The following is a 22,454-nucleotide window of genomic DNA, read 5'->3' on the forward strand; positions in this document are numbered from 1 at the left end:
CACAACCGCATCAACGACGACGACCCCTGGCGCACCAAACGCGGCCGCATCGCGATGATCAGAGGCGCACCCTGGTGGATCTCACCCCGCGGCTACCACTTGAAAAACACCGACCGCGGAGCACTCGACCAACTCTTCGGACCACGAAGCACAGGCCCCTAAGCAACGCGAAACGCCGCCGCCCACACGGACGACGGCGCTCACGCATGCCGTTTAACGCAGGCGCTCCTCGCGCAGCTTGGTCACTGCGTCGAGCTGAAGCGGCTCTAGCTCCGCGAGCGGGATGCCCAGCGCACGCGCGATGAGCAGGTCCGCCAGTTGCGGGTTGCGGGCCAGTGCCGGGCCGTGCATGTAGGTGGCGATCACGCTGCCCTGCACCACGCCGTCGACCTTCGCGCCGTCGCCGCCGTTGCCCACGCCGCGGGTCACGCGCCCCAACGCTGACGCGTCCGGCCCGAGCACCGTTGCGCCCATGTGGTTCTCAAAGCCCGTCAGCGGCTCGGACAGTTCGGCGGTGATGCCAGCGCGGGTGGGCTCTGAGGCGAGTTCACCGGTGGCGCGGCGGGTCAGCGGGGCGGTGGTGACGTCGAGAAGCCCGACGCCTTCCACCTCGTTGCCGTGGGCCCGAAAGGTATGCCCGAGCACTTGCAGGCCGGCGCAGACGGCGAAGATGGGCCGGCCGTCGGCGGCCGCGGCCTGCAGCCCGGGGGATGCGCTCAGCCGCGCCGCGGCGAGCAGTTGGGCGGAGTCTTCGCCGCCGCCGAGGGTGTAGAGGTCGTGGGAGGGCGGGACGTCGTCGTGAAGCATGATGCGCTCGATGGACGCGTCGATGCCGCGGCGGCGCGCACGTTCGCGCAGCACGAGCGCGTTGCCGTCGTCGCCGTAGGTGCCCAGCACGTCAGGCAGGACGAGGCCGATGGTGAGTTTAGGCACGGTAGTCCTCCTCCTTGGTCAGCGCGCGGCGCAGGTTGAGCAGCGCGGTGTAGTTGGCCAGCACCTCGACGCGCCCGGGCGGGCAGGCGCGGATGGCGGCGATCGCGTCGTGGACGAGGTCGTGGTCGATGCCGCCGTAGGTCAGGCGCACGGCGAGGTCGGTGGCGCGCTCGCCGGCGGCGACGACGTGGGTGTCGCCGAAGTCTTCGAATTTGACGTCCCAGAGCCAGGAGACGTCCTCGCCGTCGCCTTGCTGGGCGTTGACGGCGATGACCACGCCGTCGGCGTCGCGGTCGACCATGGACAGCGCCTCTTGCCAGCCGGCGGGGTTTTTCGCCAGCAGGAGGTGGACGTCGTGGTCGCCGAGGTGGACGGTGGTGTAGCGACCGGCGACGTTGTCCACCTCAGCGGCGGCGCGCACGGCGGCGTCGAGGGGGATGTGGAACGCTTCGACGGCGGCGGCGATGGCTTGGGCGGCGTTGCCTCGGTTGGCGCGGCCGGGGAGTGTGAGCTCAAGCTTTGCGACGCCCTCCGGTCCCACCAACGTTTCCCCCTCCACCGCGTACTTGGGGGTGGGGCGGCGGAATTCGCGGCCGTCGGGCAGTGGTTCGACGGCGTACCAGTCGTCGTCTTCGCGAACGACATGTCCGCCGGAGCGGGGGTTGGTCACGGAGTCGCCGGTCCAGCCGGCGCCGGCGGACACCCAGACGACGTTGGGGTGGTCGTAGGCGATGGAGGTGATCAGGACGTCGTCGCAGTTGGCGACGACGGTGGCGTCGGGGTGGGCCATGACGGCTGCGCGGAGGGCGCGTTCGATGGAGTTGATTTCGCCGACGCGGTCGAGTTGGTCGCGGGTGAGGTTGAGCAGCACGAACGCTGTCGGTTGCAGGCGCTCGGCGACTTTGGGCACGTGCAGCTCGTCGCACTCGAGGACGATGGCGTCGGCGTCTTTGCCGGCGAGGAGGGCGGAGATGATGCCGGCGTCCATGTTGTCGCCGCCGTCGTTGGTGGCCACTGTGTGCTTGGCGCCGACGGCTCCCGCGAGCATGCGGGTGGTGGTGGACTTGCCGTTGGTGCCGGTGACCAGGACGGTGGGGCGGCCGCCGCCGAGGGAGGCCATGATGTTCGGGTCGATCGCCGCGGCGACGAGGCCGCCGATCATGCCGCCGGCGCCGCGGCCGGTGGCGCGCGAGGCGGCCGTGGCCAGGTTGGCGGCGGTGGCGGCTACCGCGGTGCGGAAGCGGGAGATGGGTCCTTGCATGCGGACAAGGCTACTCCGCGGATGCCATCTGGCCGACTAGCCGCGCGAATTCTTCGCCGGAGACGACGGGGATGTCTTTGCGGTGGGCGTGCATGGCTTTGCCGCGCAGCTCAGCGCCGCGCTGCATGGCGTCGGAGACGGCGACGGAGGTTTCGCGGGTGAGTTTTTCGCGGTAGGTCAGACCGGCGCGCACGCCGGCGTCGATGAGTTCGTCGGGGTCGAGGGCGATGTCGTCGGAGACGACGAATTCCATGCCGCGCAGCAGCCCGCCTTTGCCGAGGTGGCCGGGGTTCGCGCCGACGGCGGGGGCTTTTTCCGCATCCACGCGTATCGACGAGCGCTGCAACCCGAACGCATCCGGCGCCAGGTCCTCGGGGTTGAGCTCGACGAGCCCGCCGGGGGCGAGCTGGAGGTACATGGCCACGAGTTTCAGGGTTTGGCCGCGCGAGAAATCGGCCTCGGCTTCGCCGATGCGCTCGGTGGAGGCGGTCGGCGGGGTGGACGCCACGCCGACCAGGTTGGCTACGGCGTTGATGCGGGTGTCCACTGGGATGTGGCCTTGCCGGCGGGCGGTGGCCAAAAGGTCCACGATCGCAGTCGGCTTAGGGACGTGGCCGACACGCTGGCGGCGCCTGTTGCCGCGGCCGCGGCGCGAACGGTTCGCCCGGGCCGCGGCGTTCATGGCGCGGCGCGCCTCGGAGACGAGGAAGCCCCAGGTGGTGGGGGAGTCGTGGGTGACGAGCACGCGGCCGTCGAGAAGCTTGTCCAGCGTGCGCAGGAAGCGGGAGAAGCGGGGGGCCTGGGCGAAGTCGTGCGGGGTCAGGCCGTGGGTGTGGGCGGGGCCGGGGTCGGTGCCGGGGTTGACCACGGCGTGGAACTCCTCGCCCACGCGCCCGGCGGCGTCGAACGTGACCGCGTCGATGGTGAGCAGGCGCCCTGTCGACGGGTGAATCCCCGTGGCCTGGGTAAACAGCGCCACGTAGGGGTAGTCGTTCTCAGTCATCGTTCCAACGTAGCTTACGGCTCGGCCACCTCGTACAGCGGCTGATCCAGCCTGGTGTTCGAGCGCACCTTCAGCCCGCCGATGGAGTACTCGTACGGCTGCTGCTGCGGCTCAGGGGCCGGCGCTGGCGCGGGAGCCGGTGCGGGTGCGGGGGCTGGGGCTGGGGCTTGTTGCTGCGGCGCCGGGGCAGGTGCGGGTGCAGGTGCCGGTGCCGGGGCTGGCGCGGGTGCAGGCGCCTGTTGCTGCGGCGCCGGGGCTGGCGCGGGCTGCTGGACCTCCACCACCGGCTCCGGGGCCTTCTCCGGCAGCGCGGTGCTGAACTGCGAGGGCGACTCCGACGGTTCGGTAGGTTCCGTGGACTCGGACGGTTCCGGCTCCGTGGATGCAGTGGAGCTGCTCGGCTGCGACAACTCGGCGGTTTCCTGGTACGCCGAGGTGGAGTCGCGCTGCAGGCTCGACGGCGAGCTCATCACCACGGTGCCTACGCCAGCTAGCACGAGCGCTGCGACCGTCGCGGCGGCGGCGATCAGCGGACCGCGGGCCGTGCCCGGCTCGCGCGCGCCGTCCGCCGGGTGCTGCTCGGTGTCCGCCGCCAGCGCTGCGGCCTCCGCGTCGACGGTGGCGAAGAAGTTCGTGCCCGGCTGGGCCACTTCCACCTCGCGCACGATCGGCGGCAGCGGGGAGATCGCGATGTCGTCGCCGGGGATCGGGCCTGCGATCACGGCCAGCGACGTGCTGCCCTCCACCGCGGTGGTGTAGCCGCGCGCCACTGCGATGAGCCCGCGGTCCTCCAGACGCCGCAGGGTCGGGGTCAGCGCTTCACTTGCGGCCGGGTCCAGCTCGCCGATGACGTCGCCGTCGACGCACAGCGCGATGTCGCCGGCGTCGTCGAAACCCAGCGACACCAGCACCTGCGCCGGCGCCTCCACCGGCAACGAACCGTGCAAATCCGCCACGTGGCGCTCGCCTGCTGGCAGCAGCGCCCACGGCTCGCGCGGCGGGGTGTTCACCGGCAGGACCTGGCCGGCCGGCGGCAGCACGACCGCCCCGCCGTCGGCGGCCACCACCGGGGTCACACCAGCGGCGGCCAGCTGGGCCAGCTCCGCGTCGTCCACCGAGCCGACGGTCTCGCCGTCCACCACGACGTCGAGGTCCGGGGTGAGGGTGGCCGAAGGGGCGTCGATAGGCAGACGCTCCACGGGGAGGCGACGGGTGCCCGCAGGCACCTCGTACATGGCCATCGCGCACCTCCCGCTGAAAAGTGTGGTTAAGTCACGCAAGTATAACGCGCGGGCGCTAATTCGCGGCAGTCGAACGGTTCACCGCGGAGACGATCGCCTCCAGCGACGCGCGCGTGGTCGACCCGGCGATACCCACACCCCACGCCGAGGTGCCGTCGACGTCCGCGTGGATGTAGCAGACCGCGTCCGCGTCGTCGCCCGCGGTGCGGGAACGCTGCGAGTAGTCCTGCACCTCGAAGTCGATGCCGACCTGCTCCAGCGCGTTCGCGAACGCTGCGATCGGGCCGTTGCCGGCACCTGCGACCTCGCGCTGGGCGCCCTCGTAGATCACTGTGGCCTCCACGCGGGTGTCCTGGCCCTCCTCTTCGGCGGCGTCGATGCGGTAGTGCGCCAACTCCAGCGGCTCGTCCAGGTCCAGGTAGGTGGTGGCGAAGACATCCCACATGTTCTTGGAGTTGACCTCGCCGCCCTCGGAGTCGGTGATGTTTTGCACCACGGCGGAAAACTCCGGCTGCATCGTGCGCGGCATGTTGATGCCGTGGTCCGTCTTCATGATGTAGGCCACCCCGCCCTTGCCGGACTGCGAGTTCACGCGGATCACGGCCTCGTAGGTGCGGCCGACGTCCTTCGGGTCGATGGGCAGGTACGGCACCTCCCAGGTGGTCTCGCGCAGCTCCTCCCAGGTGACGTCGGAGCTCGTTGCTTCTGGACGCACATTCTGCGCCAACGCGTCCAGACCCTTATTCACGGCGTCTTGGTGCGAGCCGGAGAACGCGGTGAAGACCAGGTCGCCGCCGTAGGGGTGGCGCTCCGGCACGCGCAGCTGGTTGCAGTACTCGACAACTTCGCGGATGCGGGTGATGTCGGAGAAGTCGATCTGCGGGTCCACGCCCTGGGTGAGCATGTTCAAACCGAGCGTGACCAGGTCGACGTTGCCGGTGCGCTCGCCGTTGCCGAACAGGCAGCCTTCGATGCGGTCGCCGCCGGCCAGGTAGCCGAGTTCGGCGGCGGCGACGCCGGTGCCGCGGTCGTTGTGCGGGTGCAGGGAGATGATGATGGACTCGCGGTTTTCCAGGTTGCGGTGCATCCACTCGATGGAGTCGGCGTACACGTTCGGGGTGATCATCTCCACCGTGGACGGCAGGTTGATGATCATCGGGTTCTCCGGCGTCGGCGCCATCACGCCCACGACCGCGTCGCAGACTTCCTTGGCAAAGTCCAGCTCGGTGCCGGTGAAGGACTCCGGGGAGTACTCCCAGCGCCAGTTGGTGTCCGGGTAGTCGTCGGCGATGGTCTTGATCAGCTCCGCGGCGTCGGTGGCCAGCTGCTTAATCGCGTCGCGGTCCTTGCGGAAGACCACGCGGCGCTGCAGCTTCGAGGTGGAGTTGTAGAAGTGCACGATGACGTTCTTCGCGCCGGCGCAGGCCTCGAAGGTGCGGCGGATCAGGTGCTCGCGCGCCTGCACCAACACCTGGATGGTTACGTCGTCGGGGATCATGTCTTTTTCGATGATCTCGCGCACGAAGTCGAAGTCCGTCTGCGACGCCGACGGGAAGCCGACCTCGATCTCTTTAAAGCCCATCTCCACCAGCAGGTTGAACATGCGGCGCTTGCGTTCGGGGCTCATCGGGTCGATCAGCGCCTGGTTGCCGTCGCGCAGGTCCACGGCGCACCACTGCGGCGCGCGGGTGATCTTCTTGTCGGGCCAGGTGCGGTCCGGCAGTTGGATGTCTTCGACCTCTTCGGCGAAGGGGAGGTAGCGCTCTACCGGCATCTGTGAGCCGCGCTGCTTGTTCCACGCAGGCTGGCCGTCGTAACGCGGGCCGGAAGGGGTTTGGATTTCGCGGGGGGCGAAAAAGTCAGTCATTGGAGCTCTCCTTTGTTGGGGGTGTGTGTTCCACGGCCGGCCAACAGAAACTCCGCGACGGGGTGCCGGCCGTGTTAGTTGGCCTGATTCCCGCCGCGGCGTAGAAGGAGAAGCGCCCTGTGCGACATGTGGCACACCTTACATCAGGCGGGCGGTGTCGGGCGGGATTTATATCCACCCGCGCTCGAGCGCCACCGTGTAGGCCTCGAAGCGGTTGGCGGCGCCGGTTTTCGCCATGGCGGAGGAGATGTAGTTGCGCGTCGTGCCGGGGGCGAGGTGGGCGGCTTGGGCGATGGCGTCGATGGTGCCGCCGCGGCCGGCGAGGGTAAGCACTTCGGCTTCGCGTTCGGTCAGCGGGGAGTCGCCGGTGGCGATGGTCGCGGCGGCGAGTTCGGGGTCGAGGTGGCGTTTGCCTGCGTGCGCGGCGCGGACTGCGGCGGCGAAGTCTTCCGCGGAGGCGGTTTTCGGCAGCACGCCGAGCACGCCTGCGCCGAGAGCGCGTTTGACTACGCCGGGTCGCGCGTGGCTGGTCACCACTACGACGGGGGCATCTATGTGCTTTGCGACGGCGATCCCGTCCACCCCGTCATCGCCCAACTGCACATCCGTGACCACCACGTCCGCGCGCGGTTGCGTGCGCTCCCACCACGACAGGAACTCTTCGGCGGAGTAGGCGACGTGGACGACGTCGATGTCCTCTTCGAGGCTGATCAGGGTGGCGAGGGAGTTGGCGACCAGGGTTTCGTCGTCAAGCAAAGCGACCGTAATCATGCGCCTACCTCCAGTGCGACCGTGAACCATGCCGGGGTGTGCTCCGACTGTAGGCGCGCGCCGTGCTCGGCGGCGCGGCGGCGCAGGCCCTCCAGCCCGGTGCCGGGGCGCGCGGACGGCTCGGGGTGGTTGTTTTTCACCGTGATGGCGTGCGGCGTGATGGCGATGTCGACCTTGGTTGCCTGGGAGTGGCGCAGGATGTTCGTCGCCGCCTCGCGGATGAACCACGCGGCAGTTTCCTGCAGCGCGTCCGGCACGTCGGCGGCGGTGCCGGTGACGGTGACGTGGGCGCCGGCGTCGGAAAGCACGTGCTTCGCACCGGTGAGCTCGGTGGCGAGGTCGGGGGTGCGGTAGCGGTGGACCACATGGCGCATGTCCGCGGCCGCCGTTTGGGTCAGCTGGTGCAGCTCGGCGAGCTCCGCGGGCAGCCTTGGGTCTTCGCGCTCCGCCAGCGCCTGGGCCAGCTGCGTCTTGATGGTCATGGCCGCCAAGTGCTGGCCCATGGTGTCGTGCAGGTCCTGCGACAGGCGCAGCCGCTCCTGGGTGGCGGAAAGCTGCGTCTCCAGCCGACGTGCGCGCTCGGTTTCAATCATCGCGCGGGAAAGCCACTTGGTTAACGGCGTGACCAGCGCGAACAGCGCTCCGTACAGGGCGAGGGTGCCGGCGATGCTGGCGGAGGTGGCAATCAGCAGCACGGTCGCCGCCGCCCCGTGCGGGACGAAGGGGAGGTAGGCCAGCAGCGTGGTGAAAAACACGGGGCCTGCGGCGGCGAATACAGTTGCCTCCCAGGACGCTGGCCCGAACAGCGCCAGCAGCGCGCACACAGCGAGGGCCACCAGGTGCCCGGCCAGGCCCCACCGCAGCCAAAACTGCCCGCGGGGGTGCGGGCGCATGCGCAGGCTGGCGTTGGTGTGCAGCGCCAGCGAACCGGCCGCGCAGGACACAACCGCGACCGTGACGCCCACCCACAGCGCGGCGTCCTGGGTGGGCGTGCGGTCCAAGACGATGGAGATGAACACCACCGACGCCAGCCACGGAAAGATGATCAGCGACCACCTGTTGACCACCAGGAACTTGGTGGCGTAATCCATATCCCGCCAGGGAATGCTGTCGTGCTGGTGCATGGTGGCAACGAGCTTAGCGGTGGGTTTCCCAGCGCATGTACTGGTAGCCGCCCCACACAAGCGCCACGGCCCACGCGCCCAAGGTCAGCAGCGACGACCAGGTGTCGCCGGAGGTGCCGTCGCCGAGCCAGCCCTCGTTGAACAGGTCGACGGCCAGGGCGAAAGGATTCAGGTTCAGAAGCTTGGCGACGCCCTCCGGAACCACCTCGCGCAGCCCCGTCTGGGAGAAGATCAACAGCAACAGCACCGGCATGGACGTGATCTGGGCGTTTTCCGCGTTCGGTGTGAACGAGCTGGTGAGAAGCGCCAGGCCGTGGGAGACGGCGATGCCCAGCGCCACCGCCGCGGCCATGAGCAAAGCGTTGACGGGCCACAGCCCCGAGGCGGAGGATAACCCCACCACAAGCGCCACGGTGAGCAGCAGCATCGCCATCGCAAGCGGCAACAGAATCGAACTGAGCACCTCCCAGTCGCGCGCTTCGCCGGTGCGCAGGCGCTTCAGTACGCCCTCGTCGCGCCGGGTCACCGCCATGGACAGCGCCGGGTAGAACACACCGAAGCCGAGCGCGAACAGGACGAACATCTCGGAGGCCATGGCGGTGGAGTCCTCCGCCTGGTCGCCGGCCACCCACGCGAACACGGGCAGGACGACCGGGAACAGCAACGCCATGAACACCAGCAGGCGGTTGCGGGTGAATTGGAGCCACTCCGCCTTGCCGAGCGCGCGCAGCCTGCGCAGCGGCGAGCCCGTGCCGTTCGGGGTGGTGCGGGTCAGTGTCGTGGAAGTCATGCTGCGTCCTTTCGGGGGTCGTTTCCTGTGTCGCTATCTGCAATGCGCTGGAACACCTGCTCCAGGCTCGCGGGCCGGGCGGCGAAATCCCGCAGCGAGAGCGCGTGCTCGTCGGCCCAGCGCAGCACCGCAAGCGTGTCGCGCTGCAGGTGCGACGTCGTGACGGTCACCCGCGACCCGTTGCGGTGGGTCGCGGTGCCCGGCAGCTCAGGCAGCGCCGGGAGGTCCTGGTCGAGGTGGAAGGAGATCTCGGACGGCACGGTGTCTGTCAGCTGCGCCGGTGTACCTTCGATGTCGATGCGGCCGCGGTGCATGATGGCGATGCGGTCGCACAGGTACTCGGCTTCTTCGAGGTAGTGGGTGGTTAGCACCATGGTCACCCCGGCGGAGTTGAGCTCGCGCAAAAGCTCCCACACGTGCCGGCGGGATTCGGGGTCCAGGCCGGTGGTCGGCTCGTCCAGAAACAGCAGGCTCGGGTTTCCCGCCAGGGCGCACGCGAGGTCGAGGCGCCGCTGCTCGCCGCCGGACAGGGAACCCACTTTCACGTCGCGCCGGTGGTCGAGCTGGACGCGGCGGAGCACCTCGTCGATAGGCAGTGGCGCGCTGCAGGTCCCCGCCCACATGGCCATCGTCTCGGCGACGGTAAGCGCCTGGGGCAGCCCGCCGTGTTGCAGCATGATGCCGGTGTGCGGGCGCACCTGCGCGCGGTCGGCGGCTGGGTCGTGGCCGAGCACGCGCACCTCACCGTCGCTGGGACGCGCCAGCCCCTCCACCACCTCGAGGGTGGAGGTTTTGCCGGCGCCGTTGGTGCCGAGCAGGCCGTAGACCTCGCCGGGGGCGACGTGCAGGCTGATCTCGTTGACTGCGGTGAAGTCGCCGTAGCGGCGCTTCAGCTGGTGCACTTCGATTGCGTTTTCCATGCCCCCAACACTGCCGGGATTGCGTTGTGGCTGGTAGAGGCGATTGTCACCAATCGGCGATGACAAAAGTCACCGGATGCTCACCCGCGTGAGCATTGCGGCGGCCACGAGCATCACGCCTATCGACGTCCCCACGGCCGCCCACCCCAGCACCGAATCCACGCGGAAGGATTCTCCCAACACAAACAGGCCCAGGGAGAACGCGACGAGCGGCTCGATGATCTTCGACGCCGGCAGCGAGGTGGCCAGCCTGCCCGCGGCGAAGGCGTACTGTTGCACGACGGTGCCGGCCGTGGCCGCGGCCAGCATGGCCCACAGCTGCCACGTGGCCAGCAGGCCGGGCACGCCGCCGTGGACGAAACCGTCCACCGCCACCTTGGAGAACACGGCTTGGTAGCCGTACATGGCGCCGCAGGCGGAGCCGAAGATGAGGGCTTTGCCGGCGGGGGGACGTCGAGAAGCAATGGCGTACGAGGCCGCAACGATGGCCACCGCGGTACCCACGACAACCCACCACTCCCAGGCGGCGGGGTCGCGCTCGCCGGGCAGCGGGCGGCCGAGCACGACCACTCCGCCCACAGACGCGGTGAGGAGCACCGCCCAAAACGCCTCCGCGGTGTGCATGTGGCGCTTGTCCGCCCACGCCGAAAACAGCAGCGTGAGCATCAGCGACAGCGCCAGGATCGGCTGCACCACCAGCAGGGACCCGAACGCCAGCGCCGCCGCCTGGAAGCCGTACGCCAAAAATGCGATGCCCATCGACGCCCACCACGCCGGCCGCTTCAGCGACCGCAGCGGCGAGTCGTTGTTCTCCCCCTCCGGGGCGCCCGCGCGCATGATGCGGTGGCGCCACACAGTCCCCGCCGCCATGGTCGCGGCCGAGATCAGCGCGAACGCGACGGCGAGAAAATTGTTGTGCACGGTGAATGATATTAACGCGGGTGGCTGAATCGGCAGTTTTGGGACGCTATTCTTGAACGCTGGAATGCACCCAGATCCGCGGAGGTACGAATGGCACTGATCGTTCAGAAATACGGGGGCTCCTCCCTGGAAAGCGCGGAGCGGATCAAGGCCGTCGCCCAGCGGATCGTGGACACGCGCCGCGCCGGCAACGACGTCGTGGTGGTCTGCTCCGCCATGGGCGACACCACCGACGAACTGCTCGACCTCGCCGCCGAGGTCAACCCCACCCCGCCCGCGCGCGAAATGGACATGCTGCTCACCGCCGGCGAGCGCATCTCCAACTCGCTGGTGGCTATGGCGGTGCACGCGCTGGGGGAGAAGGTGCAGTCCTTCACCGGCTCGCAGGCCGGCGTGATCACCACCGAACGCCACGGCAACGCCCGCATCCTGGAAGTCACCCCGGGGCGCGTGCAGGAAGCCGTGGACGAAGGCAACATCGCCATCGTCGCCGGCTTTCAGGGTGTGAACCGCGAAACTAAGGACGTGACCACGCTCGGCCGCGGCGGCTCCGACACCACCGCCGTCGCCCTGGCCGCGGCGATGAACGCCGACGAATGCGAGATCTACTCCGACGTCGACGGCGTCTACACCGCCGACCCGCGCATCGTGCCGGACGCGCGCAAGCTGGACAAGCTCTGCTTCGAGGAGATGCTCGAGCTTGCCGCCTCCGGGTCCAAGATCCTGGTGTTGCGCAGCGTGGAGTACGCCCGCGCATTCAACGTGCCCATGCGGGTGCGCTCGTCTTACAGCACAGATACCGGCACCCTGGTCGCCGGAGCATTGGAGGATATCCCCATGGAAGAAGCAGTACTTTCCGGCGTGGCCACCGACGACTCGGAGGCCAAGATCACCATCCTGGGCATCAAAGACGAGGTCGGCGAGGCCGCCAAGGTCTTCCGCGAACTCGCCGACGGCGAAGTCAACATCGACATGGTGATCCAGAACATCTCCAACGTCGAAGACAACAAGACCGACATCACCTTCACCCTGCCCAAGGCCGACGGCGCCCGCACCATGGAGAAGCTGCGCGTTCTGCAGGCCGCCGAGGGCTGGGACGACTTGAGCTACGACGATGAAATTGGCAAGGTCTCGCTCGTCGGCGCCGGCATGAAGTCCCACCCGGGTGTCACCGCCGACTTCTGCGACGCGCTGCGGGATGCCGGCATCAACATCGAGATGATCACCACCTCCGAGATCCGCATCACCGCCGTGGTGCGCCAGGCGGACGTGGCTGAGGCCGCGCGCGCGATCCACACCAAGTTCGACCTCGGCGGCGACGAGCCGGCCGTGGTCTACGCAGGCACCGGACGTTAGAAGGAGTTTTCAATGACCACCCTCGCAGTCGTCGGCGCCACCGGCCAGGTTGGCCGCGTGATGCGCGACATCCTCACCGAGCGCAACTTCCCCGCCGACAAGGTCCGTTTCTTCGCCTCCCCGCGCTCCGCGGGCAAGCAGCTCGAGTTCCGCGGCGAGGACATCACCGTAGAGGACCTCACCCAGGTCACCGAAGAGTCCGTCAAAGACGTGGACATCGCGCTGTTTTCCGCCGGCGGGTCCACCTCGCGCGAGTGGGCGCCGGTGTTCGCCGCCGCGGGCGCGACCGTCGTGGACAACTCCTCGGCGTGGCGCAAGGACGACGAGGTCCCGCTCATCGTCTCGGAGGTCAACCCGGAGGCCGCGCGTGAGCTGCCGAAGGGCATCATCGCCAACCCGAACTGCACCACCATGGCGGCGATGCCGGTGCTCAAGCCGCTGCACGACGCCTTCGGTCTGACCACCCTCCGCGTCGCGTCCTACCAGGCAGTTTCCGGCTCGGGGCTCGCCGGCGTGGAGGCGTTGGCCACCCAGGTCGAGGCGCTGGGGGATCCGCGCGGGCTGGTCCGGGAGGACGCCAAGAAGCCTAGCGACCTCGGCCCCTACGTCGAGCCCATCGCGTTCAACGCGCTGCCACTTGCGGGCTCGCTTGTCGACGACGGCACGTTAGAAACCGACGAAGAGCAGAAACTGCGCAACGAATCGCGCAAGATCCTGGGTATCCCGGAGCTGAAGGTGGCGGGCACGTGCGTGCGCGTGCCGGTGTTCACTGGCCACACGATGGTCGTGCACGCCGAGTTCTCCGAGGCGGTGACACCGCAGCAGGCGGAGGAGGTCCTGGCGGGCGCGCCGGGCGTGAAGGTGGTGGACGTGCCGACGCCGCGCGCCGCCACCGGCATCGACGAGTCCCTGGTGGGCCGCATCCGCCAGGACCAGAGCGTCGACGGCGGCCGCGGGCTCGTGCTCGTCGTCGCCGGCGACAACCTGCGCAAGGGCGCGGCGCTGAACACCATCCAGATCGCCGAGCTTCTGGTCTAGCGCCAGGCGTCGGGTGCGGCGCTCCTGACAGATTCCGCCGCCCGTTTGCGTCGACCAGGAACGATAAAGCCCCACTGACAGATTCCGCCGGGAATTGTCGGTGGGGCTTAAAGCGTTGGCGGGCCCTACAGCTTGGTCGAGCCGTTGTCCTTCGCGCTGACTGCGGTCGAGCCGCCGGTTTCCTCCGCAGCGTCCTCGTCTTCGTCTTCTTCGTCGTCGTTGTCGCCGCCCAGGCTGTTGTCCGGCCCGGCTGCGGCCTCCTCGGCCTCTTCGGCGGCGATCATGTCGTCGACGGTGTGGTCGTTCCACGGCTCGTCCGGGTTGGCGGCGTACTCGTCGGCGGAGACGGGGTCGGTGTAGGAGACGTAGACGACGTCGGAGGGGTTGTCGATGTCGTCTTCCTCGAACTCGCTCTCCTCGTCGTCGAGCAGCTCCTGGGCGACCTCTTCCTCGAGGGCTTCGGACAGCTCCTCGGCGTCTACGTTGGACTTGGAGGTGATGTACTCGAGCTCGCGTTCGTCGTTCTTGGTGAAGCGCTCGGCCGGGTCCATCTTCTTGCGGGTCAGCTCAAGCGCGCGGCGGCGGCGGTCGCCTTCCTTGCGCAGCTTGGGGATGCCGCGCAGCCACGCCAGCGTCATCACGACGATGAGCAGGATGCCCAGGTAGCCCAGGATCGGGTAGACGGTGGAGACGAGCTGCTGGAAGCCCACGAACGACAGCACGAAGCCGATCAGGCAGGCGGAGATGAAGATGACGCGGAACTTGTCTTCGCGGCCGCGCGAGAGGCGCTTGCCCAGGGCGAAGAACATGCCCAGGCAGGTGGCGAAGATCATGCCGAAGATGACCAGGGACATGATCAGGCCCATGGTCGGGTTGATGTCGGTGATCAGGGTTAGCAGCGGCATGTCCTGGCCCTGGACGGTCTCAATCTTGACCAGCAGCGCCAGCGCCAGCAGCATGAGCATGACCAGGTAGCCCAGGCCGCCAAAGAGGCCGCCGAGGCCGGCCGCACGGGTGTCCAGCTGGTTGCCGCCGATGACCAGCGCCATGGACACCACGCACATGACGTTCAGGCCGGTGTAGTTCAGCGCGGAGATCCACCAGTTGGGCAGGGAGGTGTCCACCTGCGCGGCCGCGGCGTTGAGTGCGCTCCAGTCCGGGTGGGCGTTGATCAGGGTCCAGCCGCAGCCGAAGATGACAAAGATCAGCAAAAACGGCGTCAGTGCGCCGATGGCGCCGGTGACCTTGTCCACGTCGAGCATGCCGAAGCCGATGGTGGCGGCGAGCATGAGCACCGCGCCGATCCACACTGGGATGCCGAACTGCTGGTTCAGGTTGGCGCCGGCGCCGGCGAACATGACAAAGCCGATGGAGAACAAGGTGACAATGGTGGCGATGTCCAGGATCCAGCCCATCACCTTCGAGGAGATGGAGCCGAGGACTTCCATGTGCTCTTTGGCTTGGAAGAAGGAGCCGAGCTGGAGGATGGTCACGCCGGCGATGAGCATGAGCGCGGAGCCTAAGACGGCGCCCCAGAGGCCTTGGGTGCCGAAGGCGGAGAAGTACAGCATCGCTTCCTGTCCGGATGCGAAGCCTGCGCCGACGACGGTGCCGATGAAGGCGAATGAAATTAGTAGTGCGTTTTTCAGCATGAAAAAACTCCGGGAGTTGTTTAGCAAAACCTTTTACAAACTTATGCCAATTTCTCCCGGTTGGCACCTTTGCGGCTGCTTTACGACGTCCCTTCGGCCCCCGCGACCAAATCGCGCCGCGCCCGGGCGACGCGGGACCTGATGGTGCCGACGCGCACTCCGGCGATGCGGGCGGCTTCCTCGTAGGTGTAGCCCATCACCTGCGTGAGCACGAGGGCTTCGCGGCGTTCCGGCGGTAGCTCGTCGAGAAGCGAGCGTGCGTCGATGACATCGCCCCAGGTGTTGGGGTTGTCGGGGCTGGGGTTGGCGGCGGCGACGTCTTCGTATTCGGCCGCGGATTTGCGGGGCCGGGCCATGTCGTGGCGCACGGAGTCCACCCAGGCGCGGCGCGCAAGCGACAGCAGCCAGGTGCGCGCGCTGGAGCGGGCTTGGAAGCGCGGAAGCGACCCGAGGACGCGCAGGTAGGTTTCTTGCGTGAGGTCGTCGGCGTGTTGGGGGCCGGCGAGGTGGGCGAGCAGGCGCCACACGTCGTTTTGGGTGAGCCGGATGAATTCGGTGAGCGCGTGTTTGTCGCCGCGGCCGGCGCGCAGCGCCAGGTCCGTGACGTACGCGTCGTCGCTGTTGCTCACGGGCTCACATCGTTAGTTCGTTTTGTCGGAGACGGTCACGCCGTACAGGGAGCGTCCCATGACGAACGATGCCACGGAGCCGACGATCCACACTGCGGCGATGGCCAGCACGGCGCGGATGAAGTCGTTGAGGTCGAAGCCGGTGGTGGTCCAGGAGTGGATGAGTTTGGCCACGATGAGGATGGGAAACGCGATTACGACCAGCGGCCCGAGCACGTTGACGCGGGTCAGGGCGTCGGGGGCGCGCAGCTGCAGGATGGTGGTGGCGACCACGCAGATGGTGGCCAGGACAACCAGCACGGCGACGATGATTTCGGCGATGGTCATGTTTAGCGGCGTCCTCTCGAGATGATGCGGGCCATGGAGATCGTCGGGATCACGCCGCACACCAGGCCGGCGAGCAGCGGGATCTCGTACGCGATGGCAGAGGAGTTGAACAGCGTCCACACCAGGAAGATGGCGATCATGGAGTAGAAGATCACGTCGGCCATCACGGCGCGGGAGAGTTCGTCTTTGGTCAGGATCACCGCGCCGAGCGCGATGAGCAGGCTGACGGCCATGACGATCAGGCAGATCTGCATGATGGTGGTGAACATGGCTTAATCCATCCTTTCGGCCGGCGGCAGGTTGTCGGTGTCGGTGTTCGGGCCGTGGTCGACGTAGGGCTCCCAGGCGACGGTTTTCGGGTCGATGGGGCGCTTGCTTAGCGACGGCCGAAGGTGCTCCTCCATATCCACCAACCCCGCGATGACATCTTCCGGGTCGGAGCCGAACGCGGCCTGCACCAGCAGGATGATCGGCCCGTTGTCGGCGACGGGATGGCGCAGCCCCATGGACAGGGTGCCCGGCGTGGCGGTGATTGAGGTGGAGAACCAGAACACGTCCCAGTCCGTGTTCACCCGCAGCGGGTAGTAGATGACGATGGGGTCGAACTTCGTCGCGGGGTTGAATGCCTTGGCGACGGCGTCGAAGCCGGCCACGAAGATCTCTTTGGCAAGCCAGATGGCGTATTTCACGCCGTGGAAGAAGCCTCGCATTAGTTCTCGCCTCCATTGGTTTCGGCGCCGAAGGTGTCGCCGGGTGCGGGGACGCCGATGGGGTCGTCGCCGAGCACGGCGGTGGTGTAGGCGTCAACGTCGAGCAGGTCGTCGACAGCGGTGGTGGTGATATCCCACATGTGGCCGGCGAAGATGAACATGCACAGCGACATGACCATCAGCACCGCCGACGGCAGCATGAAGCTGGCGCGGACGTTGAGCGCCTCGGGGTAGTTCTGCATCGGCCGGCCCCAGAACACACGCTGCCACATGCGCATCATGGACAGCAGCGCGCCAAAGGAAGCGACGATGATGGCGGTGATGGCCACCCAGGAGCGCCAGTCCCCGGCAGAGGCGGCCGCCAACACGACGGTGACCTTGCCGAAGATGCCCGAGAACGGCGGGAAGCCCACGATGGAGAACGCGCCGGCGACGAACACGGCGGACGTCCACGGGTCGCGCCGGGCGATGCCGGACAGCTTGGCCATGGTGCCGGTGCCGTAGGTCTCCTCGATTGCGCCGGAGTTCAGCACGAGCGCCGCGATGGTGATCATGTGGTGCAGGGTGTACAGCAGGCCGGCGGCAAGGGCGTAGCGTGCGTCGTCGTTAGTGAATGCGAGCATGATCAGGATGAACGGCATGCCGTTGACCATCTGGTAGGCCAGCACGCGGCGCATGGTGGCTTCGGCCAGGCCGGCGAAGCCACCGATGATCATGGAGATGACCATGACCACGATGAGCAGCGTGTTCCAGCGCGGGTCCATGTCGAACATGATCACCCAGATGCGGAAGAGCATGTACACGGCCACCTTGGTGTGCAGGCCGGAGAACAGGCCCATCACGGCCGCGGAGGTGGATGGGTAGGTGCGCGGCAGCCAGGTGTAGACGGGGAACACGCCGGCCTTCGCGGCGATGGCGATGACGACGATGCCGGTGGCCACTGTCGCCGGGCCGCCGCCTGCGGCGATGCCCTGCAGCGAGGCCAGGTTCACCGCGCCGGTGACGGCGTAGAGGTAGCCGACGCCGAGCACGAGCATTGTCGACGCCGCCAGGTTGACCAGCACGAACATGCGCGCGGATAGCAGGCGGTGGCGGGTGCCGGTCATGGCGATGAGGCCGTAGGACGGCAGCAGGCACACCTCGATCATGACGAAGAAGTTGAACAGGTCGGCGGTGAGCAGCGCGCCGGAGACGCCGGTGATGAGCACCAGCGACAGCGGCACGTAGAACCGGGACTGTGTTTCGCCGACGACGATGGCGAACCAGTTGGACATCAGCGCCACGATCATGGTGGTCACGATCATCACGGCGGAGAACGTGTCGGCGGCAAAGGAGATGCCGACGCCGCCCTGGTACAGGCCGATGACGTGGCTGATGGTGCCGTGGTCGCGCGTGTAGCCGTAGAGCCACACGCCCAGACCTAAGTTGATGGCGGGGATGAGGATCGCTAAGGCGTCGTTGAGCCACTTCCAGGGGCTAAGCGCTGTGACCGCGGAGACGATCAGCGGCAGCGCCACAAATACGGGCAGGATTGCGTCTACGGCCATTAGTCGGTCACCCTCAGGCTTTCGTTGTCAACGTGGCGGATCTCGCGTGCGCGGATCTCTTCGAGCTTCTTCGGGTTGAGTCGCGCGTTGCGGCCGGCGGTGGACAGCGCGGAGGGGCTCAGCCGCATCTTGGAGTAGCCGGCGTCGGTGCCGGTGGGCTGCTCTTCGGTGTCGTCGTTACGCCCCAGCGCAGACAGCATGAGCAGGATCGTGGTGGTGGCCATCGCGATCACGATGGCGGTGAGCACGAATGCCTGGGGCAGGGGGTCGCCCATGTCCTCAAACGGCACGCGCGAGGGGAAGGCCTCCCCGCGCCACGCGCCGACGCCCGCGGCGAGCAGGGTGAGGTTGGTGGCGTGGCCGAACAGGGACATGCCGAAGATCACCCGCACGAGGCCGCGCTGGAGAACCAGGTACACGGATCCCGCGACCAGGACCGCGATGGTAAGTGCCATGACCATGGGTTAGTGCTCCTTCGTGATAACCGGTTGCGGGTCGTGCGCCGGGTTGATCGGCTCCGGGTGCGCGTCCACGGGGTTTTCGGGTGCCAGCGGGGCCGGGATGCTCGGCAGCGGGTTGTCTTCCTCGTCGCGCGAGTAGTCCAGGTCCGACAGGTCCATGCCGGGGCGCAGGTAGCCGCCGAGCGCGTTGATCGCGGCGGTGACCATGCCGAGCACGGCGAGGTAGATGCCGAAGTCGAAGATCAGCGAGGTGGTCATGTGCTCGCCGGCGATCTCGCCGTGGATGGCGTACATGAACCCGCCCTCGATGAAGCCGAGGAAGCCGGAGGAAATGGCGATGATGATGCCCCAGCCGGTCAGGCGGATCGGGGTGAAGTTCTTCACCACGTCCGCGTCCGCGCCGCGGGACAGGTAGTTAATGGCGAACGCCGTGGCCATGACCAGCGCGGCGACGAAGCCGCCGCCGGGGGCGGTGTGGCCGCGGAAGAAGATCAGCACGGACAGCACCACCAACACCGGCGCGACCAGGGCCGCGGCCTTACGCAGCGGGATGGAGTTGAGCTGGGACTGGCCGAAGGGGCGCGGGCGGGTGCCAGCCTCGAACAGGTGGCGCGGCATGGAGCTGACCACCGCGGCGATGACCACGGCCGCCATGCCAAGCACGCTCAGCTCGCCCAAGGTATCGAAGCCACGGAATTCCACGATGATCACGGCGACGATGTTGTCGGCGCCGGTGACGTCCCCGCCTTCGGTGAGGTACCACTCGGCCAGTTCGGAGCGGCCGCGGCGGCCTGTCAGACCGTAAACGCCGAAGAAGGTGACCACGCCCGCGATCACGGCGAAGATGGAGGCAAGTGCCTTGCGACGGGCCTTCGTCTCCGGGAACATCCGCGGCTGGTAGCGAAGCACCACCAGGATGACCACCACGGTCAGGGACTCCACCAGGAACTGGGTCATGGCAACGTCCGGGGCGCCCAGCAGGAACATCTGCAGGGTCATGCCCACGCCGACGGTGCCAAGCAGCACGGCGGACGCCAGGCGGGAGCGGGTGAAGACCATGCCCAGCACCGACATCGCGATGATGGCGAACGGGATGAGGTCCCACCACACGTCCAGGCCCTCGGCGCGCGGGGCCGGGGTGACGCCGTCGATGCCGTCGGTGGCCAGGATGACGGTCAGGCCCATAGCCACCACGGACGCCAGCAGCGGGAACAGGTGGCGCGACGGGTTGAAGCCGTCGGCCAGCGAGCCGAGCTGCTTGCCCAGGTCGGACAGGCCGCGGGTGATCCAGGCCAGCACCTCCGTGCCGTCGGCGGGCAGCAGGTTCTTGTTGCTCAGCGCCTCGAAGACGCGCTTGCGGAAGAACACCACGAACACCACGCCGGCGACCAGCACCGCCAGGGAGACCAGGAACGGCGGGGTGACGCCGTGCCACAGCGCCAGGTGGGTGGCGAAGCTGTCGTCGCCCGTCACGGCCCGCACACCAGCGGAGACGGGGTTGTCCACCCAGAACAGCACAAACGGCAGGACCGCGGAGGTCAGGCCGGGCAGCGCGGCGGGCAGCCACAGGGCGGTGGGGGCTTCGTGGACGTCGGGGAGGTCCTTTGGTCCGTCGATAAATGCGCCGAAGACGATCTTCGCCGAGTAGACGAAGGTGAGGAACGCGGCGATGCCGGCCACCGTGAGCAGGAGTGCGCCGTAGGAGGATTCGTGGAAGGCGTCCAGGATGGATTCCTTGGACACGAAGCCGAACAGCGGCGGGATCGCGGCCATGGAGGCGGCGGCGACGACGGTGGAGGCGAACGTGAACGGCATCTGGCTGTAGATGGGGCCCAGGCGGCGGATGTCGCGCGAGCCCGCCTCGTGGTCGACCACGCCGATGAGCATGAACAGCGAGGACTTAAACAGCGCGTGTGCCAGCGTGTGCGTCAGCGCCGCGGCCAGGGCAACCGGGGTGCCGATGCCGATCGCGGCGACGATCCAGCCCAGGTGGGACACCGTGGAGTACGCGGTGAGGTGCTTCAGGTCCGTCTTGGTAATCGCGAACAGCGCGGACATCAGGGCGGTGAACAGGCCGACGGTGACCAGCAGGTAGTTCCACGCCGCGACGTCCGAGAAGATGGTGGAAAAGCGCACCAGCAGGTAGATGCCGGCCTTGACCACGGCCGCGGCGTGCAGGAACGCGGAGACCGGGGTGGCCGCCGCCATGGCTTCTGGCAGCCAGAAGTGGAAGGGGAACTGCGCGGCCTTGGTGAAGGCGGATACGGCGATGAGCAGCGCGACCACCACGGTGACGCGGTTGTCGCCCCACACGTCGGCGGCGAGGATGTCCTGCAGGCGTGTGGTGCCGGTCTGCACGGACGCCACGGCCAGGCCTGCCAGTAGCGTCAGGCCGCCGAAGAAGGTGAGGATCAGGGTGCGGTAGGACCCGGCCTCGCCGGAGGAGCCGGAGCGCGCGATGAGCAAAAACGACGCGATGGAGACGAGCTCCCAGGCGATGAACAGCAGCACGGCGTCGTCGGCAAGCACAAGCAAGAGCACCGACAGGGTGAAGGCCGTCATGATGGTGTAGAAGCTCGTGTTGCCGTCGCGCTCGGGCAGGTAGGCGGCCGAATAGACGAAGACCACGCCGCCGATGACCAGCGCTAACAGCGCGAAGAAGATACCTAGCCCGTCCGCGCGCAACGCGAAGTCCACGGAGGTGCCCGTGCCCATCACGTCGCGCGCCCACTCCACGGACCATTCGAGTTCCGTGCCGCGGGAAACGTCGGTGAACTTGGAGCCCAGCACAGCCGCGGCGGCGAACAGTATCGCCGCGAGCGGGTACCCGGCCTTCTTGTCCATGACTCGCACGAGGATCGGTGAGAGCACCACCGTCGCTGCGACGAGCCCGATGACAAGGGGAAGTGTCATGGTGAACCCATTTCATTCCATGGTTTTGGCAAGAACCCTTACGACAGTATCAAGGCAGCCGACACGGTTCTAACGGTGCACATTCCCGATCGCGCGCTGGCGGTGCGCCTCCCGCAGCAAGGCGGGCGCGGGTGCTAAGAACAGTCCCATGAAATCGGGCAACGCGTGGCGGTTGGTGTGTGCGCTTCTGGCGCTGGTTGTCGGGGCGTTTCTGCCCATGAGTCCGGCCGACACGTGGGCGAACGCGGGGCGTGATCAGGAGGTCTCCGGCGCCCCGCAGGTGGGCCCGGACGATCTTGGGGACGCGCGCCGCGCCGCCGGCGAGGCCGGCCAGCAGGCGAAGGTGCTCAAGGAGGGTGCGGGCCAGCTCGCCGAAGGCTTAGGCGAGGCGCAGGGGCAGACGCAGCAGCTTATCGACGCCCTCGCGGCCGCCCAGTCCGGATCCCAGCAACTCGCCGACGGCATGGTCGAGCTCCAGGCTGGCACCGGCCAGCTTGGTGCGGGTGCGACGCAGTTGGCGGATTCCATCGGCGAGGTGGTCGGCCAGGTCTCCGGGTTTGAGGCGGTGCGCGGCCAAGTGGTCGGCGCCATCGACCGTTCCATGGAGGAGCTCAAAGGCGCGAAGGACCCGGAGGCGGTCAAGGCCCGCGAGTCGCTGAAGGACCTGCGCGCCCAGGCGGAGACCGCCCAGTTGCCGCCGGACATGGTGGCGAAGATGAACCAGCTTCGCGACGGCTCCCGCGACCTGGCCAACCAACTCGCCGTCCCCGGCTACGGCTACCACGACGGTATATATACAGCCACCAACGGCTCCGCCGAACTGGCCGCGGGCCTGCGGGACCTGCAGGCGCAGACCGGGCAGGCCACCGGCGGCATCGACGAACTGGTCGCAGGGGTGGAAAAGATCAACCAGATGGCTGGCATGAACGCCGACAAGGTCTCCGCTGTGCGCGCGGCCCTGCCGGTGCCGGCGGCCGCGCCGGGTGCCGC

General features: G+C 67.9%; 20 protein-coding genes and 1 pseudogene. 3 read left to right on the forward strand and 18 right to left on the reverse strand.

Annotated features, from left to right (window positions below; genetic code table 11):
• Positions 1 to 213 precede the first annotated feature (213 nt).
• The 10 genes from HMPREF3151_RS03115 to HMPREF3151_RS03160 form a co-directional block, all read right to left on the reverse strand.
• Positions 214 to 933: a type 1 glutamine amidotransferase gene (locus HMPREF3151_RS03115; protein ID WP_070473401.1), complete on the reverse strand. Its 720-nt coding sequence runs from the start codon at positions 931 to 933 to the stop codon at positions 214 to 216.
• Positions 926 to 2,194, reverse strand: a complete 1,269-nt coding sequence (locus HMPREF3151_RS03120; RefSeq protein ID WP_070473403.1) for a Mur ligase family protein — start codon at positions 2,192 to 2,194, stop codon at positions 926 to 928. The genes HMPREF3151_RS03115 and HMPREF3151_RS03120 overlap by 8 nt, the downstream gene beginning before the upstream one ends.
• A gap of 10 nt (positions 2,195 to 2,204) precedes the next feature.
• The gene (locus tag HMPREF3151_RS03125) at positions 2,205 to 3,197 is read right to left on the reverse strand and encodes an exonuclease domain-containing protein (RefSeq protein ID WP_070473405.1); all 993 of its coding nucleotides are present in this window, start codon (positions 3,195 to 3,197) and stop codon (positions 2,205 to 2,207) included.
• Between the two features lie 14 nt (positions 3,198 to 3,211).
• Positions 3,212 to 4,438: a hypothetical protein gene (locus HMPREF3151_RS12105; protein WP_070473407.1), complete on the reverse strand. Its 1,227-nt coding sequence runs from the start codon at positions 4,436 to 4,438 to the stop codon at positions 3,212 to 3,214.
• 55 nt (positions 4,439 to 4,493) lie between these two features.
• Positions 4,494 to 6,305, reverse strand: coding sequence for a 2-isopropylmalate synthase (gene leuA, locus HMPREF3151_RS03135; RefSeq protein ID WP_070473409.1), 1,812 nt, complete (start codon positions 6,303 to 6,305; stop codon positions 4,494 to 4,496).
• 168 nt (positions 6,306 to 6,473) lie between these two features.
• Positions 6,474 to 7,076 carry a response regulator transcription factor gene (locus tag HMPREF3151_RS03140; RefSeq protein ID WP_070473411.1) on the reverse strand — a complete coding sequence of 201 codons (603 nt, stop codon included), beginning with the start codon at positions 7,074 to 7,076 and terminating at the stop codon, positions 6,474 to 6,476.
• Positions 7,073 to 8,200, reverse strand: coding sequence for a sensor histidine kinase (locus tag HMPREF3151_RS03145; protein WP_083290155.1), 1,128 nt, complete (start codon positions 8,198 to 8,200; stop codon positions 7,073 to 7,075). The genes HMPREF3151_RS03140 and HMPREF3151_RS03145 overlap by 4 nt, the downstream gene beginning before the upstream one ends.
• Before the next feature lie 13 nt (positions 8,201 to 8,213).
• The gene (locus HMPREF3151_RS03150; RefSeq protein ID WP_070473417.1) at positions 8,214 to 8,990 is read right to left on the reverse strand and encodes an ABC transporter permease; all 777 of its coding nucleotides are present in this window, start codon (positions 8,988 to 8,990) and stop codon (positions 8,214 to 8,216) included.
• Complete coding sequence (locus HMPREF3151_RS03155; protein WP_070473419.1) at positions 8,987 to 9,910, reverse strand: ABC transporter ATP-binding protein; 924 nt, start codon at positions 9,908 to 9,910, stop codon at positions 8,987 to 8,989. Before HMPREF3151_RS03155 ends, HMPREF3151_RS03150 begins: the two co-directional genes overlap by 4 nt.
• A 69-nt stretch (positions 9,911 to 9,979) precedes the next feature.
• Positions 9,980 to 10,831: a DMT family transporter gene (locus tag HMPREF3151_RS03160; RefSeq protein ID WP_070473421.1), complete on the reverse strand. Its 852-nt coding sequence runs from the start codon at positions 10,829 to 10,831 to the stop codon at positions 9,980 to 9,982.
• 90 nt (positions 10,832 to 10,921) lie between these two features.
• On the opposite strand from HMPREF3151_RS03160, the gene HMPREF3151_RS03165 reads away from it, so the two are divergent.
• Positions 10,922 to 12,187: an aspartate kinase gene (locus HMPREF3151_RS03165; protein WP_070473423.1), complete on the forward strand. Its 1,266-nt coding sequence runs from the start codon at positions 10,922 to 10,924 to the stop codon at positions 12,185 to 12,187.
• A 12-nt stretch (positions 12,188 to 12,199) separates the two neighbouring features.
• Positions 12,200 to 13,225, forward strand: a complete 1,026-nt coding sequence (locus tag HMPREF3151_RS03170) for an aspartate-semialdehyde dehydrogenase (RefSeq protein ID WP_070473425.1) — start codon at positions 12,200 to 12,202, stop codon at positions 13,223 to 13,225.
• 125 nt (positions 13,226 to 13,350) lie between these two features.
• Here HMPREF3151_RS03170 and HMPREF3151_RS03175 read toward each other — a convergent pair whose 3' ends face one another.
• The 8 genes from HMPREF3151_RS03175 to HMPREF3151_RS03210 all read right to left on the reverse strand — a co-directional run bounded on the left by HMPREF3151_RS03175 (position 13,351) and on the right by HMPREF3151_RS03210 (position 21,464).
• Positions 13,351 to 14,877, reverse strand: a complete 1,527-nt coding sequence (locus HMPREF3151_RS03175; RefSeq protein ID WP_070473427.1) for a YkvI family membrane protein — start codon at positions 14,875 to 14,877, stop codon at positions 13,351 to 13,353.
• A gap of 80 nt (positions 14,878 to 14,957) precedes the next feature.
• Positions 14,958 to 15,506 carry an RNA polymerase sigma factor gene (locus tag HMPREF3151_RS03180; protein WP_070473429.1) on the reverse strand — a complete coding sequence of 183 codons (549 nt, stop codon included), beginning with the start codon at positions 15,504 to 15,506 and terminating at the stop codon, positions 14,958 to 14,960.
• Between the two features lie 12 nt (positions 15,507 to 15,518).
• Positions 15,519 to 15,833, reverse strand: a complete 315-nt coding sequence (locus HMPREF3151_RS03185) for a Na+/H+ antiporter subunit G (protein WP_070473431.1) — start codon at positions 15,831 to 15,833, stop codon at positions 15,519 to 15,521.
• Between the two features lie 2 nt (positions 15,834 to 15,835).
• Entirely contained in the window at positions 15,836 to 16,102 is a 267-nt protein-coding gene (locus HMPREF3151_RS03190) for a cation:proton antiporter (RefSeq protein ID WP_070473433.1), read from the reverse strand.
• A 3-nt stretch (positions 16,103 to 16,105) separates the two neighbouring features.
• Positions 16,106 to 16,543, reverse strand: a complete 438-nt coding sequence (locus HMPREF3151_RS03195; RefSeq protein ID WP_070473435.1) for a monovalent cation/H+ antiporter subunit E — start codon at positions 16,541 to 16,543, stop codon at positions 16,106 to 16,108.
• Positions 16,543 to 18,090 (reverse strand): monovalent cation/H+ antiporter subunit D family protein, encoded by a 1,548-nt coding sequence (locus tag HMPREF3151_RS03200; RefSeq protein WP_070473437.1) that lies wholly within the window; start codon positions 18,088 to 18,090, stop codon positions 16,543 to 16,545. Before HMPREF3151_RS03200 ends, HMPREF3151_RS03195 begins: the two co-directional genes overlap by 1 nt.
• Positions 18,090 to 18,551 carry a sodium:proton antiporter gene (locus tag HMPREF3151_RS03205; RefSeq protein WP_070473439.1) on the reverse strand — a complete coding sequence of 154 codons (462 nt, stop codon included), beginning with the start codon at positions 18,549 to 18,551 and terminating at the stop codon, positions 18,090 to 18,092. The genes HMPREF3151_RS03200 and HMPREF3151_RS03205 overlap by 1 nt, the downstream gene beginning before the upstream one ends.
• A gap of 3 nt (positions 18,552 to 18,554) precedes the next feature.
• Entirely contained in the window at positions 18,555 to 21,464 is a 2,910-nt protein-coding gene (locus HMPREF3151_RS03210) for a DUF4040 family protein (protein ID WP_070473441.1), read from the reverse strand.
• Positions 21,465 to 21,612: 148 nt separating this feature from the next.
• Here HMPREF3151_RS03210 and HMPREF3151_RS03215 point away from each other — a divergent pair.
• Positions 21,613 to 22,454: pseudogene (locus HMPREF3151_RS03215) on the forward strand (hypothetical protein); the annotation flags it as partial.

It is taken from the genome of Corynebacterium sp. HMSC05H05 (assembly GCF_001807265.1).
Classification (GTDB): domain Bacteria; phylum Actinomycetota; class Actinomycetes; order Mycobacteriales; family Mycobacteriaceae; genus Corynebacterium.

What these genes read in the sequence shown, in the direction of transcription:
- HMPREF3151_RS03170 (WP_070473425.1), top strand. Translation starts at nt 12,200, where the DNA reads ATGACCACCCTCGCAGTCGTCGGCGCCACCGGCCAGGTTGGCCGCGTG.
- HMPREF3151_RS03165 (WP_070473423.1), top strand. Translation starts at nt 10,922, where the DNA reads ATGGCACTGATCGTTCAGAAATACGGGGGCTCCTCCCTGGAAAGCGCG.
- HMPREF3151_RS03150 (WP_070473417.1), bottom strand. Translation starts at nt 8,990, where the DNA reads ATGACTTCCACGACACTGACCCGCACCACCCCGAACGGCACGGGCTCG.
- HMPREF3151_RS03140 (WP_070473411.1), bottom strand. Translation starts at nt 7,076, where the DNA reads ATGATTACGGTCGCTTTGCTTGACGACGAAACCCTGGTCGCCAACTCC.
- HMPREF3151_RS03175 (WP_070473427.1), bottom strand. Translation starts at nt 14,877, where the DNA reads ATGCTGAAAAACGCACTACTAATTTCATTCGCCTTCATCGGCACCGTC.
- HMPREF3151_RS12105 (WP_070473407.1), bottom strand. Translation starts at nt 4,438, where the DNA reads ATGGCCATGTACGAGGTGCCTGCGGGCACCCGTCGCCTCCCCGTGGAG.
- HMPREF3151_RS03200 (WP_070473437.1), bottom strand. Translation starts at nt 18,090, where the DNA reads ATGGCCGTAGACGCAATCCTGCCCGTATTTGTGGCGCTGCCGCTGATC.
- leuA (WP_070473409.1), bottom strand. Translation starts at nt 6,305, where the DNA reads ATGACTGACTTTTTCGCCCCCCGCGAAATCCAAACCCCTTCCGGCCCG.
- HMPREF3151_RS03185 (WP_070473431.1), bottom strand. Translation starts at nt 15,833, where the DNA reads ATGACCATCGCCGAAATCATCGTCGCCGTGCTGGTTGTCCTGGCCACC.
- HMPREF3151_RS03155 (WP_070473419.1), bottom strand. Translation starts at nt 9,910, where the DNA reads ATGGAAAACGCAATCGAAGTGCACCAGCTGAAGCGCCGCTACGGCGAC.
- HMPREF3151_RS03125 (WP_070473405.1), bottom strand. Translation starts at nt 3,197, where the DNA reads ATGACTGAGAACGACTACCCCTACGTGGCGCTGTTTACCCAGGCCACG.
- HMPREF3151_RS03210 (WP_070473441.1), bottom strand. Translation starts at nt 21,464, where the DNA reads ATGACACTTCCCCTTGTCATCGGGCTCGTCGCAGCGACGGTGGTGCTC.
- HMPREF3151_RS03190 (WP_070473433.1), bottom strand. Translation starts at nt 16,102, where the DNA reads ATGTTCACCACCATCATGCAGATCTGCCTGATCGTCATGGCCGTCAGC.
- HMPREF3151_RS03120 (WP_070473403.1), bottom strand. Translation starts at nt 2,194, where the DNA reads ATGCAAGGACCCATCTCCCGCTTCCGCACCGCGGTAGCCGCCACCGCC.
- HMPREF3151_RS03205 (WP_070473439.1), bottom strand. Translation starts at nt 18,551, where the DNA reads ATGGTCATGGCACTTACCATCGCGGTCCTGGTCGCGGGATCCGTGTAC.
- HMPREF3151_RS03145 (WP_083290155.1), bottom strand. Translation starts at nt 8,200, where the DNA reads ATGCACCAGCACGACAGCATTCCCTGGCGGGATATGGATTACGCCACC.
- HMPREF3151_RS03195 (WP_070473435.1), bottom strand. Translation starts at nt 16,543, where the DNA reads ATGCGAGGCTTCTTCCACGGCGTGAAATACGCCATCTGGCTTGCCAAA.